Source organism: Proteiniborus sp. DW1, assembly GCF_900095305.1.
Lineage (GTDB): Bacteria > Bacillota > Clostridia > Tissierellales > Proteiniboraceae > Proteiniborus.
Window position 1 is genome coordinate 23430 of the sequence record NZ_FMDO01000031.1, and the last position, 15911, is coordinate 39340.

General features: G+C 31.1%; 17 protein-coding genes. 15 read left to right on the plus strand and 2 right to left on the minus strand.

The genetic code is table 11. The features are described from left to right. The first annotated feature begins 9 nt into the window (after positions 1–9). From neuC to DW1_RS07890, 12 genes are read left to right on the plus strand one after another with little or no spacing between them, the layout of a single operon-like run. Entirely contained in the window at positions 10–1167 is a 1158-nt protein-coding gene (neuC, locus tag DW1_RS07835) for a UDP-N-acetylglucosamine 2-epimerase (protein ID WP_074350058.1), read from the plus strand. Beyond that, positions 1164–2243: an N-acetylneuraminate synthase gene (gene neuB, locus DW1_RS07840; protein ID WP_074350059.1), complete on the plus strand. Its 1080-nt coding sequence runs from the start codon at positions 1164–1166 to the stop codon at positions 2241–2243. Before neuC ends, neuB begins: the two co-directional genes overlap by 4 nt. Then, positions 2240–2863 (plus strand): NeuD/PglB/VioB family sugar acetyltransferase, encoded by a 624-nt coding sequence (locus tag DW1_RS07845; RefSeq protein WP_074350060.1) that lies wholly within the window; start codon positions 2240–2242, stop codon positions 2861–2863. The genes neuB and DW1_RS07845 overlap by 4 nt, the downstream gene beginning before the upstream one ends. A 37-nt stretch (positions 2864–2900) precedes the next feature. Then, entirely contained in the window at positions 2901–3950 is a 1050-nt protein-coding gene (locus DW1_RS07850) for a nucleotidyltransferase family protein (RefSeq protein ID WP_074350061.1), read from the plus strand. Beyond that, entirely contained in the window at positions 3947–4858 is a 912-nt protein-coding gene (locus DW1_RS07855) for a Gfo/Idh/MocA family protein (protein ID WP_074350062.1), read from the plus strand. The genes DW1_RS07850 and DW1_RS07855 overlap by 4 nt, the downstream gene beginning before the upstream one ends. Continuing rightward, positions 4855–5562, plus strand: coding sequence for an acylneuraminate cytidylyltransferase family protein (locus DW1_RS07860; RefSeq protein WP_074350140.1), 708 nt, complete (start codon positions 4855–4857; stop codon positions 5560–5562). Before DW1_RS07855 ends, DW1_RS07860 begins: the two co-directional genes overlap by 4 nt. Then, positions 5555–6382 (plus strand): SDR family oxidoreductase, encoded by an 828-nt coding sequence (locus DW1_RS07865; RefSeq protein WP_074350063.1) that lies wholly within the window; start codon positions 5555–5557, stop codon positions 6380–6382. Before DW1_RS07860 ends, DW1_RS07865 begins: the two co-directional genes overlap by 8 nt. Before the next feature lie 16 nt (positions 6383–6398). Further along, positions 6399–6728, plus strand: coding sequence for a hypothetical protein (locus DW1_RS07870; protein WP_074350064.1), 330 nt, complete (start codon positions 6399–6401; stop codon positions 6726–6728). Next, complete coding sequence (locus DW1_RS07875; protein WP_143474382.1) at positions 6700–7032, plus strand: hypothetical protein; 333 nt, start codon at positions 6700–6702, stop codon at positions 7030–7032. Before DW1_RS07870 ends, DW1_RS07875 begins: the two co-directional genes overlap by 29 nt. After that, positions 7019–8941, plus strand: a complete 1923-nt coding sequence (locus DW1_RS07880; protein ID WP_074350066.1) for a motility associated factor glycosyltransferase family protein — start codon at positions 7019–7021, stop codon at positions 8939–8941. The genes DW1_RS07875 and DW1_RS07880 overlap by 14 nt, the downstream gene beginning before the upstream one ends. Positions 8942–8955: 14 nt before the next feature. Beyond that, positions 8956–9327: a tetratricopeptide repeat protein gene (locus DW1_RS07885; protein WP_074350067.1), complete on the plus strand. Its 372-nt coding sequence runs from the start codon at positions 8956–8958 to the stop codon at positions 9325–9327. Between the two features lie 3 nt (positions 9328–9330). After that, on the plus strand, positions 9331–11919 hold the full coding sequence (locus DW1_RS07890; RefSeq protein WP_074350068.1) for a glycosyltransferase: 2589 nt from the start codon (positions 9331–9333) through the stop codon (positions 11917–11919). Between the two features lie 56 nt (positions 11920–11975). Here DW1_RS07890 and DW1_RS07895 read toward each other — a convergent pair whose 3' ends face one another. Beyond that, positions 11976–12359, minus strand: a complete 384-nt coding sequence (locus DW1_RS07895) for a DUF4183 domain-containing protein (protein ID WP_074350069.1) — start codon at positions 12357–12359, stop codon at positions 11976–11978. A 232-nt stretch (positions 12360–12591) separates the two neighbouring features. Between DW1_RS07895 and DW1_RS07900 the strand changes: the two genes are divergently transcribed. From DW1_RS07900 to DW1_RS07910, 3 genes are read left to right on the plus strand one after another with little or no spacing between them, the layout of a single operon-like run. Next, entirely contained in the window at positions 12592–13926 is a 1335-nt protein-coding gene (locus DW1_RS07900) for a CCA tRNA nucleotidyltransferase (RefSeq protein WP_074350070.1), read from the plus strand. Positions 13927–13946: 20 nt separating this feature from the next. Beyond that, positions 13947–14258 (plus strand): DUF1294 domain-containing protein, encoded by a 312-nt coding sequence (locus DW1_RS07905; RefSeq protein ID WP_074350071.1) that lies wholly within the window; start codon positions 13947–13949, stop codon positions 14256–14258. 25 nt (positions 14259–14283) lie between these two features. Continuing rightward, positions 14284–15459, plus strand: a complete 1176-nt coding sequence (locus tag DW1_RS07910) for a class I SAM-dependent methyltransferase (RefSeq protein ID WP_074350072.1) — start codon at positions 14284–14286, stop codon at positions 15457–15459. Between the two features lie 161 nt (positions 15460–15620). Here the strand turns inward: DW1_RS07910 and DW1_RS15540 are convergent, their stop codons facing one another. Continuing rightward, positions 15621–15794 (minus strand): hypothetical protein, encoded by a 174-nt coding sequence (locus DW1_RS15540; RefSeq protein WP_159433572.1) that lies wholly within the window; start codon positions 15792–15794, stop codon positions 15621–15623. Positions 15795–15911 lie beyond the last annotated feature (117 nt).

Here is a 15911-nt window from a genome sequence, read left to right on the forward strand (position 1 = left end):
GAGGAGTATATGAAGAGAAAAATCTGTGTGGTTACTGGTTCGCGTGCAGAATATGGGTTGCTGTACACATTGATGAAAGAAATAGAAAAGGATAATGATTTACAACTTCAGCTAGTTGTTACTGGCATGCATCTGTCTCCAGAGTTTGGCTTAACATATCAAGAGATTGAAAAAGATGGCTTCACTATTAATTATAAAGTAGAAATGCTTTTATCAACTGATACTTCTATAGGAGTTGCTAAGTCAATTGGTGTAGGAATTATTGGTTTTGCAGATGCCTTTGAGCAGCTAAAGCCAGATGTTTTAATATTACTTGGTGATAGATATGAAATTTTTGCAGCTGCACAGGCTGCACTGGTAGCTAAGATTCCTATTGCACATATAGCTGGAGGAGATATAACAGAAGGTTCCTTTGATGAAGCAATAAGGCATAGCATCACAAAGATGTCTCATCTACACTTTGTCACAAATGAAGATTCCAAAAAAATAGTTAAGCAACTAGGAGAAGATCCCTCAAGAATTTTTAATGTAGGAAGTCCTGGAATAGATAGAATTATGAGTCTAAAGCTACTTGATCGGAAGAAGTTAGAAAAACTTCTTGATTTTACTTTTTTAGAAAAAAATTTATTAATAACTTTTCATCCTGTTACACTTGATTATCAGCACTCAACTCAGCAATTTAAAGAATTGCTAGAAGCACTTCATAGTCTTGGTCCAAATGTTGGACTGATGTTCACTAAACCAAATGCTGACCCAGAAGGACAAGGAATTATAAAATTATTAGATAATTTTATAGCCATACATTCAAACGCTGTAGTATATACTTCATTAGGGCAACTGATATATTTCAGTCTTATTGCTGAAGTAGATGCAGTGGTAGGCAATTCTTCTAGTGGAGTATATGAGGTACCATCTTTTAAAAAGCCTACAGTTAATATTGGAGATAGACAAGAAGGACGAATTTTAGCTTCTTCAGTAATAAATTGTGCTCCAGAAAAATACGAAATTGAAAAAGCTATTAACCAAGCTTTTATAAAAGATTGCTCTGATGTAGTAAATCCTTATGGCAATGGGAAGAGTAGCATTGAAATTCTTAATGTAATTAAATCAATTAATAACTATAATAGTCTACTAAAAAAACACTTTCATAAAGTAGGTGAAATATGAGTAATAGAGTATTTGTAATAGCTGAAATAGGTGTAAACCATAATGGATCATTAGAATTGGCAAAGAAATTAATAGATGTAGCTGCTGAAGCCGGTGCAGATGCAGTAAAATTTCAAACTTTCATAACAGAGAATATAATGGGTCCTTTTACGCCTAAAGCAAGTTATCAAATAAAAAATACTAATCCTTCAGAAACTCAATATGAAATGGTAAAAAAATTGGAGCTAGGCAGAGAAATACATTTTATTCTAAAAGAATATTGCATTTCTAGACATATCCAAATCCTATCATCTCCTTTTGATTTAGAAAGTTTGGATTTTTTGGCTGACAAGCTAAACTTACCTATTATAAAAATTGCATCTGGAGAAATAACTAATGCACCTTTGCTGTTAAAAGCAGCTTCATTTAATAAAAAGATTATACTTTCCACGGGAATGTCTACTTTAGGAGATATAGAAGAAGCCCTAGGAGTCCTCGCCTATGGATATATTGAAGGAAAAAAGGGGACTCCTTCCAAAGAGGCTTTTAAAGAAGCATACTATTCTGAAATAGGTCAAAGACTTTTAGCTACAAAGGTTACATTGCTTCATTGTACTACAGAGTATCCTGCACCTATTGAAGAAATCAACCTTAAGGCATTATCCACATTGAAACAATGCTTTGGTCTGACAGTTGGATATTCAGATCATACATTAGGGATAGCAGTACCTTTGGCAGCAGTGGCGCTAGGTGCTGGTGTTATAGAAAAACATATAACTTTAGATAGAAGTCTACCAGGTCCAGATCACAAAGCTTCTTTAGAACCTAAGGAATTAGCTCAGATGATTCAGGGTATACGACAGGTAGAAAAGGCTCTTGGAAATTCGTACAAGAAACCATCTATATCAGAATTAAAAAATCAAAAAATTACTCGTAAAAGTTTAGTTGCTGCATGTGATATTAATAAAGGAGAAGTTTTTACTGAGAAAAATCTAACTGTTAAGAGGCCAGGGGGAGGACTAACGCCTATAGAACTTTGGGGGCTGTTAGGCAAGCCTGCAGCTAAGTCCTATATAAAGGATGAGATGATTACATGAAAATAGCTATTTTTGGGGCATCAGGCTTTGCTCGTGAAGTATGTGACATTGCTATTGACTTAGGCTATGAGAAAATTGTGTTCATAGATGAAACTAAAGGTGGAAATATAGATTGCTTTTCAGTAGTTAGTGAAAAAGATATACATACACTTACTAAATATAATTATAAATTTATAATTGGAATTGGTAGTCCTAAAATACGTCAAGAAGTATGGAAAAGATATCAATATTTAGATTATATTAATTTAATACACCCTAATTCAACTTTTGGTTATAGGCAATTAACGAAGTTACGAGAGAAGGTTGGCAACATTGTTTTTCCAGGGGCTAGGTTAACTAATAATATTCAAGTAGGCAATTTTGGTATATATTATTTTAATTGTACGGTTACACATGACTGTATTATAGAGGATTTTGTAACTATTTCTCCAGGTGCTAATATATCAGGAAATGTCAAATTATCTAAGGGGGTTTTTATAGGTACCAATGCATGTATTCTTCAAGGTAAATCAATTTCTGAAAAGCTGGTTATTGGCAAAGATGTAATAGTTGGTGCAGGTGCTGTTGTCACAAAAAATGTACCCAATCATAAAATAGTAAAAGGGGTTCCAGCCAAGTAATTTGAACGGATTTTGATTATGAAGGGATAGATGCATCATGGAGGAGTGGAAAAAAGTATTAGTATCACCTCAATTTAAAGTTCATGAGACTATTAAGATTATAGATTTACATTCTTTACAAATTGCACTTGTAGTAAGTCAAGATAATAAATTATTAGGTACAGTTACAGACGGAGATATTCGTCGTGGATTATTAAATGGTATATCATTAGACGATACAATTGAAAAAATAATGAATAGAAATCCTATTACTATAAGAGAAAATAAGAATAAAAAGAACATATTAGAAATATTTAAAATCAATAAAATTAGACATCTTCCTATAGTAGATGATGCTGGTCACGTTATAGGAATTCATAGAATAGATGATTTACTTCATACTTCTAAAAAGGAAAATTGGATTATATTAATGGCTGGTGGCTTAGGGAGCCGACTAAGGCCATTAACTGATAATTGTCCTAAGCCAATGCTATTAATTGGAGAAAAGCCACTTTTAGAAATTACATTAAATCAATTAAGAGAACAGGGATTTTATAGATTTTGCTTTTCTATTAATTACAAAGGGAAAAAAATAAAGGACTATTTTGGAGATGGTTCTAAGTGGGGAGTTGAGATTTACTATATACATGAGGAAATACCATTGGGAACAGCTGGCTCATTGAGTTTGTTTCAGGTTGAGACAGATAGTCCAATTATTGTAATTAATGCAGATATTTTAACTAAAGTCAACTTTGAGCAACTTGTCAACTTTCACATAGAGCGGCAGGCTGAAGCCACTATTGCTGTTCGTAGTTTTGATTTCCAAGTACCCTATGGTGTAGTTAAAATAAATCAAGATACACTTATAGGGTTTGAAGAAAAGCCTGTATTTACAAATTTTATTAATGCAGGAATATATGTACTAAACCCATCAGTTTTATGTAAGATACCGAGAAACTCTTATTATGATATGAATCAGCTATTTGAAATTATGTTGTCTAATAATGAAAAAATTTCAGTTTTTCCAGTGAGAGAGTATTGGATGGATATTGGGAGGATTGAAGATTTTAATCAAGCTAAATTTGATTTTAATGAGGTATTTAGATGAAGTGCGTTGTTGTAGGCTTTGGCTCAATTGGAAAGAGGCATGCAAAAGTTCTAAATGAACTACAATGTAAAGTAGCTGTTGTAAGCAAAAGAGAGGTAGATTTTCCTATAAAATATACTTGCTTATATGATGCCCTTATAAATGAAAAGCCGGACTACATTGTAATTGCTAATGAAACTTATAAGCACTATGATTCTTTAGTAGAAATTGCTAAATATGGTTTTGATGGTGTAGTACTTGTTGAAAAACCTCTTTTTCATACTACTAAACCGATTCCTAAAAATGCTTTTAAGCAGGTATATGTAGGGTATAATTTAAGATTTCATCCAATACTTCAAAAGGTGTTTAAAATCATCAGAAATGAAAAAGTTTTTTATGTTCAAGTATATGTAGGACAGTATTTACCATACTGGAGGCCTGAACGAGATTATAGAGAGAATTACTCAGCTAAGAAAAAGGAAGGAGGGGGAGTATTACTTGACCTCAGTCATGAACTAGACTATCTCAATTGGTTTTTTCATGATTGGAAATCTATAGTTGCTATAGGAGGGAAATACAGTTCTCTACAAATAGATAGTGAAGATATGTATAGTTTGATACTAGATATGGAGAAATGTCCTGTGGCACAAGTGCATTTCAATTATCTAGATCGAATTAGTAGAAGAGAGCTGACAATTATAACTGAAAATTATTCTATTAAAGCAGACTTAGTGCAGCAGACGCTTAACATAAACCAAAGGTTAATAAAATATGATCTTGATTACGACTATACCTACTATATGCAGCATAAGGCAATTATAGACAGAGATGATAAGTTTTTATGTACTATAGAAGAGGGTTTAAAAATAATAGAGATGATTAATTGTATAGAGGGGGCGGCAAAGGAGAGTAAGTGGATAAAGAGATGAAAAGATTATGCACAATTTGTGCACGTTCTGGTTCAAAAGGAGTGTCTAATAAAAATATTAGAGAAGTTGGGGGCAAACCTCTATTAGCATATAGTATTTTACAAGCGAAGGAGTCCAACTTGTTCCAAGCTATAGCAGTAAGTAGTGATAGTACAGAAATACTTGATATAGCAAATAGATGGGGAGCAGATTTTTTGATAACTAGACCAACAAGCCTTGCTACGGACCGAGCTCCTAAGATTCCTGTAGTTAGACATGCTTTGCTACATATGGAAGAACTAAATGAGGAAACTTTTGACACAATAGTGGACCTAGATGTAACTTCTCCACTTAGGTATATATCTGATATAAAAAATGTTGTAGATTTATTAGAAAAAAATCTAGTATCTAACGTAATTACTGGTACACCTGCTAGACGCTCCCCTTATTTCAATATTGTTGAAATAGACCATAGAGGTAAAGTACAATTATCAAAATCATTATCAAGACCAATTTTTTGCAGACAGGATGCACCTAAATGTTATGATTTGAATGCTTCTATCTATGCATGGAGAAGGGATGCTCTGTTAAAGCAAAACACAATCTATAATGAAGATACGATTCTATATATTATGCCAGAAGAGAGATCCATAGATATTGATTCAGAATTAGATTTCGAGATTGTCAATCTATTAATAAGTAAAAGGAGTATAAAAAATGACTAGTATATCATATAGAGAATTATTTGACTTAAAGAATAAGACAGCAGTAGTAACAGGGGGGGTGGGGATACTTGGAAAAAAATTTTGCGATGGCCTATCTGAATTTGGGGCTAATGTAGTAGTAGTAGATCTAGATAAAGAGAAAGTAGATAATTTTGCAAAGGAACTAATGAATAAATATAAAAATAAATGCTTAGGAATAGCTTGTGATGTTTCTTCTCCAAGGGATGTTAAAGCAATGACTCATCAAGTAATTGAGGAGTTTGGAGAAATTAATATTTTGCATAACAATGCTGCCAGTAAATCAGACGACTTAGAAGCCTTCTTTGCTCCTTTTGAAGAATATTCATTAGAAAAATGGAATAAAATCATGTCTGTTAATCTAGGCGGAATGTTTTTAGTAGCCCAAGCCATTGGTTCTCATATGGCTAGTCAGGGAAAGGGAGGAAGTATAATTCAAACATCATCAATTTATGGGATGCTAGCACCTGATCATAGAATTTACGAAGGCTCTTATTATTTAAACAGAAAAATTAATACTCCTGCTGTATATTCTGCTTCAAAGGCTGCAGTAATTGGACTTAGTAAATATTTGGCAACCTATTGGGCAGACAGGAACATTCGTGTGAACACATTAATATTAGGTGGAAATGAAAGTGGACAGAACGAAACTTTTAAGAATAATTACTCATTTAGAACACCATTAGGTAGAATGGGAAAACCAGATGAAATGGTAGCTGCGTTAGTTTTCCTAGCGTCTGAAGCTTCTAGCTATATAACTGGACAGAGTATTATTATAGATGGTGGTTTAAGCGCTTGGTAACTACAGGGGGGAATGAATGAGAATAATAGAAGATATTTGTCAAGATAATAAGTCTTATTATAATGAGTATAAAAGTAAAGTCCAAAGTGTACTTTACTATGCGTGTAATATAGCTGAAGTAAAAAAGCTATTAAAGGAGATTAGAAAAGAAGCCATAAGTATGAAGGAATTTTTTATCACGATAGAGGAATTGAATCAAATTAAACATGCAATTGACATGTTTAATGCTAGAATGCAGGCTACAGTATACTATACATTTAAAAATATAGAATCATATCAGTATTATGGTTGGAAAGAAGTATTATTCCAGAGGGAAAATGAAGGTGAAAAGATTGACTCCGTTTAAAAAGAAAATTGAGAGACTTCAAAATTCTTTAATATATACCATTGAGAACTTTAGGAAGGCTGATGACAATACTGGCTTAAATTTTTTTTTAATTAGTATAGAGGATTTAGAAAACTTATTAGAAAGTCATCAAAAAATTGACAACCTGAATATGATAATCCATCAAGTACTGCCAAAATTACACATACTTTATAATTCAATGAAAAGCTGTGATGTAGCAGAAATGATAGATATATTAGAATATGGAATTTTGCCAGCAACAGAAGAATGGATTAGGGAGTGTGATAGTAGTGATTATAGCTAAAGAAAATGAGAGGAAAGAAATTTTCAAGAAAAACTTACAGCTCTTAACTCCTTGGTTGAGAGAAATAGTCTTACAAATAGATGAGGAGGAATTATGGAAGAGGATTGAAATAAACTATAATGATGAAGGGCATCCAATTTGTATATATCATGAAGAGAATAAAAGCTTTAAGATAAATAGCGAAAGACCGTTAATAGAAGCAGAAACCTGGTGTAAAGCTATTAATATGAAAGGAAGTGGAGCTGTTTTTCTGTATGGCTCTGGGTTTGGATACTCTTTATTTGAGGTCTTTTCCAAGAAACAACCCCATACTATAGTAGTTCTTTTTGAACAAAACATTTATATATTTGCAGCAATGCTTTATTATTTTGATCTAGAACCTATCATCAATACGCAGAAAATAGCTTTCCTCATTGGGGACATCCACCAATTCTCTAAAGTTCTTAATATTTTATTTTCAAGCATTATTTTTGCTAACTGTACATCACCTACCATAGCATTTTCTTTAGTGGCGCAAAGAAATTTTAAAGAAAAATACATTGAGATTCATAAGCATGTGTTCTCACAGCTGGGGCTATTTGTATTTTATATAGGAAATGATCATTTAGATAATTTAATTGGGCTTCACAATTTGCTATATAATATGAAAGAGATAATACTGAATCCTTACATTAGTGATTTGAAAGATAAATTTAAGGATGTCCCTGCATTTATTGTGGCTAATGGACCATCACTAGATAAAAATATACACCAGTTAAAAAAGGTCCAAAACAAAGGACTGATTATTTCTACAGAATCAGCAATAATCCCATTAATAAAAAACCGTATTAAACCTGATATTTTAACTATTATTGAGCGAACAAAATATACTTATACCTATCATTTTGAAAACATAAAATATCCAGAAGATATATCTTTAATTTGTCTGGGAATTGTAGATAAGAATGTGTTTCCATCTTTTAATGGTGCTAAAATTCCAGTATTTCGCAGTCAAGAAGCTATTAATCAATGGATAAACAGATATGTTGGAGATGGAAGTGCTATTAATGCAGGGGCAAATGTTTCTCATCTTGCATTAGAAATAGCCATATATTTGGGGGCTAATCCAATTGTCTTTGTAGGGCAAGATTATGCATATGGATCAGATGGTAAAACTCACAGTAAGGACGCAGTTTACTCACATGAAAAGGGAAAAAGAGCAAGAGAAATATTAAAATCTAAACCAATTGTGTGCGTAGAAGGCAATGAAGGAGGAATGATTCCTTCTAACCAATTATGGGTGGATTTTAAACGTGGATTAGAGATGAAAATTGCTTCTTATCCTGAAAAAGTATTTATTAATGCAACAGAAGGAGGAGCAAAAATAAAGGGAAGTATATATAGTAAATTAGATCAAGTTATAGAGAAATACTGTGTTCAAAAAGTGCCATATGGAGTACATGAATTAATAAAAGATGGTAAAGACAAAATCTCAATATTGGAGAGAAAAGAAGGCTTTAAAAAGTTTATCAAAAGTGTAGAAGAATATTCTAGTATTTTTCGTAAATTAAGCAGAGAAGCAGTTAGCAGACAAATGAAATGTAAAGATATGCTTCGTTTATCCCAAGAAAAAGATATTGATAATAACTATGGTGTCTTAGAAAAAACTTTCAAGGAACATATAGATAGCTACCAGCTTTTTATAGAGGATGACTTGGTCAGGTGTTTTTGTCAGCAAGTTATCTTTGTATATTTTTATCTATTAAATAGCATAGGAGTTATTGATAGTCCAGATAAGATAGCAAAAGTTTTTGAAATTCAGCATAGTTTCTTCTATCATTTAAATGTTGTTTGTCAAAGCTTATCGGTTTACTTGGAAGATGCTATTGAGGTCCTAGAAAGCCTTCTTGTAGACTTAGAGAGCATATAATGAGGAGTGAGGTTTTGAATATCATTGAAGATTTAGATAGAAAACTAGACCAGTTAACTAAAAATCCTACTAATTCCTGTATATTAAATGATATAGGAGTACTTCTTTATCGAGTAAATGATTGGGAAAATGCTGAAAAGTACTTTCATAGAGCATATGAGCTGGACTCAAAGAATGGAGATATTCTATTTAATTATGCACTAATACTATACAAACAGGATAAGTTTAGAGAAGCTATTTTTATATACGAAGCTTATCTAAAGTTTTACGAATACGACAAGGAAGTCATACAAAAATTGGGAGATTGCTACTTTATGATAGGAGAATATGGTTTGGCATCTAAAATGTATAAACTGCTTCAAAGAGATAGAGAGGGGAATCATTAATTTATGTCCAGGAAAAAAAACTTAAGTTTCTGTGTCATAACATATAATGATGAACAGGATATTGAAAAAAGTTTGTTAAGTATCAAAGATTTTGTAGATGAAATAATAGTAGTAGATATTGGATCAGAAGATTTAACTATTTGTAAAGCAGAGCAAATAGGCGCTAAAGTATATCAGTTTAAATGGAACTATGATTTCAGCGAGGTAAAGAATTTTTGCTTAGATAAAGCTAAAGGAAGATGGGTTTTATTTCTTCAAGCTAACGAGCTTATTCTTAAAGAAGAGTTTGAAAATATCCATTTACTTTTAGATAATCCAAATATAGAAGGGTATCTATTGGATATAGACTATAATTTTGAAAAGCATCGAATTCATTCTCCAGTTCAATCTCTGCGCTTGTTTAGGAATCGCAAGGAATATCGCTTTAAGCATAGAGTATTTGAAAGAATTCCAGATGAAATATTAAGGAATGTAAGAGAGTCAGGTATTCATATTCTTCAACAATCTAATCATAACTTGGCAAGTAAGTTTGACATTTTTATAAAATTATTAGAAGAGGATACTAATAACCACTTTGAAGATAGCTATCTACAATATATATATGGAATAGAGTTATTAAATCAAAAAAGATATAGAGAAAGCATAGTATGCTTAGAAATATCAAGAAAAAACTTAAATTATGATTATTTATTTGCTCCACATTTGTTTAAGTGCTTAAGCTGGGCATTGATTACTATAAATGAATATCATAAGGCACTAGATGTTTTGGAGGAGGGGATAAAAGCATTTCCCTTATATACTGATTTGTTTGTCCTAAGAGGAGAGATACGTAAACAACTTAAACAGTATGATGAGGCTATTAAAGATTTAGAAATAAGTATTAAAACGATGAAGCAATCGCATCTTATGGTGCCTAAGCCAGAGGTTGATATTTCGGTTATCTTTGAAGAGCTCGGCGATATACATGGTAGCTTATTTAACTATCAACGTGCTAGTGTCTATTACCAGCAGGCTTATAAAATAAACCATAAAAATAGAGAACTATTATATAAAATTGGTAAGTTGGCTAAAAGGATCAGTTCTATTGATTTATTAGATAATATATTAAAGGCAGCAATTGAGGAAAGGGATATTGAAAAATTAGTGACAATTATGGATATTTTTTTTCAAAAAAGAGAATATAAAAGAGTTTTAGAACTTGTAGAGTACTTAGAAAATTTAATAGGAAAAGGAGAAGAAAGTGAAAGCATTAAATTTACTTGTCACTTAATGCTAGGAGACTTAGGAAAAGCAATGTTTTATTTCACTGCTATTAATAGAGACAGCTCTTTTTACAATCATGCTCTACTGAAGCTTGTAGAAAAGTATTGGTCTAATAGCCAATGGCAAGAGGCTAAACAGTTAATATTAGAAATGACTAAAATAGAAAATATACGCATGGAAACAAAAAGATTATATATAACATTACACCAGCTGCTAGCTCAAGGTGAATCAGATTATATTTTAACAACCGCACAGGAATATGAAATTGTTAACTCTCTAATGGAAAGCTTTTTATGGCTAAGACAACAAGATAAGGCTCAGTTATTACTACCGCTAATTTTAAAGGAAAGAGAAGAGGAGCAGTATATCAATATAGCAGAAGTATGGGCAGAGATAAATGATTATAAAACTTTAGAAAACATCTTTTATTTTATATCTAATAAACAAAAGCAGAAGGAATTTAAGCAAAAAATTATAGTAAGTCTATTGAATAATGGATACATAGAAACAGCTGAGAAAATAATTAATTTAGGAAATTTTCAGTCATTGGAAGGGCTAGAACATTTAGTATGGGCTAAGAATTTCATTAACAAGATTGTCCAATGGATAAATAGCATTATCAAAATGAATACTAACTATTATGATTTAAATATTTTCGAAGCTCAAGTATCTTCTAAACCAAGTAAGGATTTAATAGAACTTTATTATAGCTTAGGCCTAGATGATAATAACCCAGATAAAGATACTTATGTTTCTAAAGCTGAAAATCTTACAATCGTAAAAATCTATGAAGACATAGGGGACTTTTTTTTAAGAACAAGTAAATATAAAGAAGCTTTAACAGCATATCTAAACATAATAATAAATGACCCCTTAAATCAAGAAGCCATAGAAAAATTAGTAGATATTTTAAAAATAAATTTCAACGAGTATTTGAATTTTATTGAAAAAAAATATTCATTTATAGAGGCTTTTTACTTTGAGCGAAGACAAGATTTTTTAAACTATACAGTGGGATGCATATATTTTAAGAATAACAAAATTGAAGAAGCTCTAAAATATTTTTTAAAAATAGGAGAAGATATGCCTATTTATATGATTGCTCTTGCCTACATTATAAGTAGCTTCATGATTTTAGGAGAAGAAGAAAAAGCAGTAGTATATTTAAGTGAAAAAAATAGAATGCCATATATATTCAAATTAATACTTCAAATTTGTAAAAATCACGCTCTAAATATACTCAATAAAGAGTGTAATGAATCTCTATACAATGAGTTATTTGAGCAGGGAAGGCAGAAAATTCTAGACAAAGCTATTCTGCTGTTTTGATCTAATAAGTTTAACTTTAAAAGGATGTGCAAGTATGCACATCCTTGAATATTATTCTAGGTTGTTACTGTTGTAGTAGAAGTTGAGGATGGGGCGAAGTTATTTACTACTAAAGTGATGGGTGCACTTATTGGAACTGTAGACGCTTGAGTAAGGATTTCGACTTGAGAACCATTTGTACTAACTGTAAACAAACTTGATTGTTGTAGTGCACCATTAACAAAAAGCAAATAATATCCATTATCAGGATCAGTAGTTACTAAGTTTCCCGTCATTGTATTTCCAGCATCGTCTGTAAATTGAACAGCAGGAATAACTATAGTACTTCCTACGACTTCATTATTTCTAAGCTTATAAAAGTATTTTTCAACTTCTGGATTTGTATCAGTTATTGTAGTAGTAACAGCATTCATTACAAGTTTAAATAAGGTTGTAGCCATGCATTTCCCTCCTTTGCTCTGTCCTAATGTAGTATATTAATCTTGGCCCTAATTTGCTACTAGATTTATGAACAGAATTTAAAATAAGATAAATAAGAAACTAGTAAGAATTTTGATTTCTATGAATCTATAAAAATCTAGAAGCAACTAGGCTTATGAGTTTTTGTTTGACTTAGAATCTAAATAGTATAAAATGAAGAGTAGAAAAGTAATTAGGAGTTGAAGAAAGGGCATGAAATTAACATATCCTAAAGAGGTTGATATCATATTCAAGAAGCTAAAAAGTAACGGATATTCTAGGTACATTGTAGGAGGTTGCGTAAGAGACATTCTGTTAGGCATAGAACCATTTGATTGGGATATATGTACAGATGCAAAACCAGAGGATATACAAAGAGTTTTTAAAGACTTTTATACTATACCTACTGGTCTGAAACATGGAACCATAACAGTAGTGATAAATAATAAAAGTTTTGAAGTTACAACATTTAGAACTGATAAGGACTATGTAGACAATAGAAGACCTAGAGCTGTAGAATTCACTACTAATATTTATGAGGATTTAAAACGAAGAGATTTTACAATCAATGCCCTTGCATACAATGAAGTTGATGGATTGATTGATTGTTTTAATGGACAAAGTGACTTAAATAATAAGATAATTAGAACTGTAGGCAATCCTAATGAAAGGTTTAGTGAAGATGCTCTAAGGATTATAAGAGGAGTAAGGTTTTCTGCACAGCTAGGCTTTGAAATTGAAGAAAATACAGCTTTAGCTATGACAGATAATAAAGAGCTTATTAATAATCTAAGCAAGGAGAGAATAAGAGAAGAACTCATTAAGATACTTATGACAGATAGACCCTCTTATGGAATTAGGTCATTAGTTTCGCTTAAACTCATAGAATGTATAATACCAGAGCTTATTGAATGTGTTGGTTTTGAACAAAAGAACCTAAATCATCACAAAGATGTGTTTGAACATATTATGGAGGTACTGGATAATACAGAAAAGGATATTATTCTAAGACTCGCAGCGCTTTTTCATGATATTGGAAAGCCTAAGTGTTTTACAGTAGACGAAAATGGAAAAGGCCACTTTTATGGACATCATAAAGTAAGTGCTGAAATGGCAGAAAAGATACTGACAAGGCTTAAATTTGATAATAGGACAATAGATACTGTAAGACTCCTAGTTAATGAACATATGTCTAGATATAATTTTTTGAGGGAGAAAAGCATAAAAAAATTTATTAATAAAGTAGGTATAGATAATCTAGAGAGACTTTTTAAGCTTCAATTTGCAGATATAAAAGGCTCTGCACCACCACATGATTTTACAAATGTTGAGTGCTTGAGAAATGAGTGTATTAGAATAATCAATGAAAAAGAGCCAATGACTGTAAAAGATTTAGATATTAATGGTCATGATATAATGAATCTAGGAGTAGCTCAAGGCAAGGAAATAGGAGACATGCTCAATTATTTATTAGAGATTGTACTAGAAAATCCTGAACTAAATAATAAAGATATTTTATTAGCTTTGGTAAATCAAAAATTAGGTTAGGACTAAAGGAGAATTGGATTATGATAGTGCCTAGTTTTTTAAGTAACTTTTCATATTTGGAAATAGCATTTACAGTCTATAGAATTGCAATTAGTTTAATTTCATTCATTGTAGTAGGAATAGATAAATCAAAGTCTAGAAAAGGAGACTGGAGAGTTAGGGAGGCTACGCTAATCATACTAGCCTTTCTTGGAGGAGCTATTGGTGTACTATTTGGAATGGTGTTTTTTAATCATAAAACAAAAAAACAAAAGTTTTATTTAGGAATTCCTGCTATTTACATATTAAATAGAATTATGACTACAATAATAACACTATATTTAATCAAATAATGAGTCTATTTTAGGAGAGATAATAATGGAAAGTATAGGTTTGTTGATAGAAGATATAATAAGAAGCGAAAAGGTTATTTATGCTGTACTGAGTAATGTTAAAAAGAAAAGTCAAGCTACTTTCAATAAAGTCAACATAAAACCAGTACTGATAAAAGATGAAAAGAAATTTCAATTTACTTACGAATATGAAAGCAAGGTTATTCATAAGAATCTAGACTCTTATGAAGCTATTCTGGAAATCAATAACTTGTTAAATGAATATTTTAGACAGGCTATGATTTTTACAATAGAGGCAGATTATCAAATATTAATTAGCAAAAAAGGTAAAGCTACAGTACTAAAAAAGAAGCCTACAAAAGAAACTATAGATCTAAGCCATAATAGAAAGAAGACTTATATTATTGAGGAAGGTAAGCCAAATGATTTTCTCATAAGACTTGGTGTGATGAATGAAAAAGGAAAAGTCTTTTCAAAAAAACATGATAAATTTAAACAAATTAATAGATTTCTAGAAATGGTTGCAGATGTTATACCAAAAATAAGGACTGATAAAGAACTTAATATTGTTGACTTTGGATGTGGAAAGTCTTATTTAACCTTTGCCTTATATCATTATTTAGTGGATATTCTTAAGCTTAATGTAAATATTATTGGTCTAGATTTAAAACAAGATGTTATAAAATTTTGCAATGAAGTAGCCTGTGATTTAAACTATGATAGATTAAAGTTTATTTATGGTGACATCAAGGACTTTAAGGAAATGGATAAGGTTGACATGGTGGTTACTCTCCATGCCTGTGATACGGCTACAGATGCCGCCCTAGTCAAAGCTGTAAACTGGGATGCTCAAGCTATACTATCAGTACCATGCTGTCAGCATGAGCTTTTTGATATCATACATAATCCTATAATGATTCCTATGGAGAAGCATGGAATTATAAGAGAAAAGCTATCATCTTTAGTGACAGATAGTATTAGAGCAAATATTTTAGAAATATTAGGTTATTCGACTCAGCTTTTAGAATTTATAGACATGGAGCATACTCCTAAAAATATACTTATTAGGGCCATAAAAACACCTCACCCAAATAAAGATGCTATATCACAATATTTAGACTTTAAGAAATTTTGGCATATACAGGAGCTTTACATAGAAAAAGCACTTGGAGAAAGATTAAAAAAGCATTTTAGCCAATAATTATAGTTTTGTCCTTACTAATACAGAATATAACATTATACAGTTAACATCGGACCAAAGTTTAGATTCTTCAAAACCTTCATAATGACTAATATTTATTGTATTAGCATTTTCTATTGTCTCAACATATAGAAATTAAGGTTACGAAGAATCTTATATTTCTACCTTATATTTTCTTTATTAATAACATCAATTAATTTAAGATTAACCTCTTTTAACTGTCTATTCAAATTATCTATTTTATCTTCCAACTCATTAATCTTTTTAGGTATCTGGAAAGTTATTATATATATCATATAGAATGCCATAAAAAATATCAAAACTGTTTCAGACATTTTTTATCCCTCCTACTGATCAAATTTAAATTTTACCCTAATCAACATTTACATTATATCAAATACGAAAAGTTATGCAAATTCAATTAGTAAAAAAGTGAAAGAGTAAACAAGAGA

Bases quoted from the DNA above. Each gene is read 5' to 3' on its own strand.
- neuC (WP_074350058.1), top strand. From the start codon at position 10: ATGAAGAGAAAAATCTGTGTGGTTACTGGTTCGCGTGCAGAATATGGG.
- neuB (WP_074350059.1), top strand. From the start codon at position 1,164: ATGAGTAATAGAGTATTTGTAATAGCTGAAATAGGTGTAAACCATAAT.
- DW1_RS07845 (WP_074350060.1), top strand. From the start codon at position 2,240: ATGAAAATAGCTATTTTTGGGGCATCAGGCTTTGCTCGTGAAGTATGT.
- DW1_RS07850 (WP_074350061.1), top strand. From the start codon at position 2,901: ATGGAGGAGTGGAAAAAAGTATTAGTATCACCTCAATTTAAAGTTCAT.
- DW1_RS07855 (WP_074350062.1), top strand. From the start codon at position 3,947: ATGAAGTGCGTTGTTGTAGGCTTTGGCTCAATTGGAAAGAGGCATGCA.
- DW1_RS07860 (WP_074350140.1), top strand. From the start codon at position 4,855: ATGAAAAGATTATGCACAATTTGTGCACGTTCTGGTTCAAAAGGAGTG.
- DW1_RS07865 (WP_074350063.1), top strand. From the start codon at position 5,555: ATGACTAGTATATCATATAGAGAATTATTTGACTTAAAGAATAAGACA.
- DW1_RS07870 (WP_074350064.1), top strand. From the start codon at position 6,399: ATGAGAATAATAGAAGATATTTGTCAAGATAATAAGTCTTATTATAAT.
- DW1_RS07875 (WP_143474382.1), top strand. From the start codon at position 6,700: ATGAAGGTGAAAAGATTGACTCCGTTTAAAAAGAAAATTGAGAGACTT.
- DW1_RS07890 (WP_074350068.1), top strand. From the start codon at position 9,331: ATGTCCAGGAAAAAAAACTTAAGTTTCTGTGTCATAACATATAATGAT.
- DW1_RS07895 (WP_074350069.1), bottom strand. From the start codon at position 12,359: ATGGCTACAACCTTATTTAAACTTGTAATGAATGCTGTTACTACTACA.
- DW1_RS07900 (WP_074350070.1), top strand. From the start codon at position 12,592: ATGAAATTAACATATCCTAAAGAGGTTGATATCATATTCAAGAAGCTA.
- DW1_RS07905 (WP_074350071.1), top strand. From the start codon at position 13,947: ATGATAGTGCCTAGTTTTTTAAGTAACTTTTCATATTTGGAAATAGCA.
- DW1_RS07910 (WP_074350072.1), top strand. From the start codon at position 14,284: ATGGAAAGTATAGGTTTGTTGATAGAAGATATAATAAGAAGCGAAAAG.
- DW1_RS15540 (WP_159433572.1), bottom strand. From the start codon at position 15,794: ATGTCTGAAACAGTTTTGATATTTTTTATGGCATTCTATATGATATAT.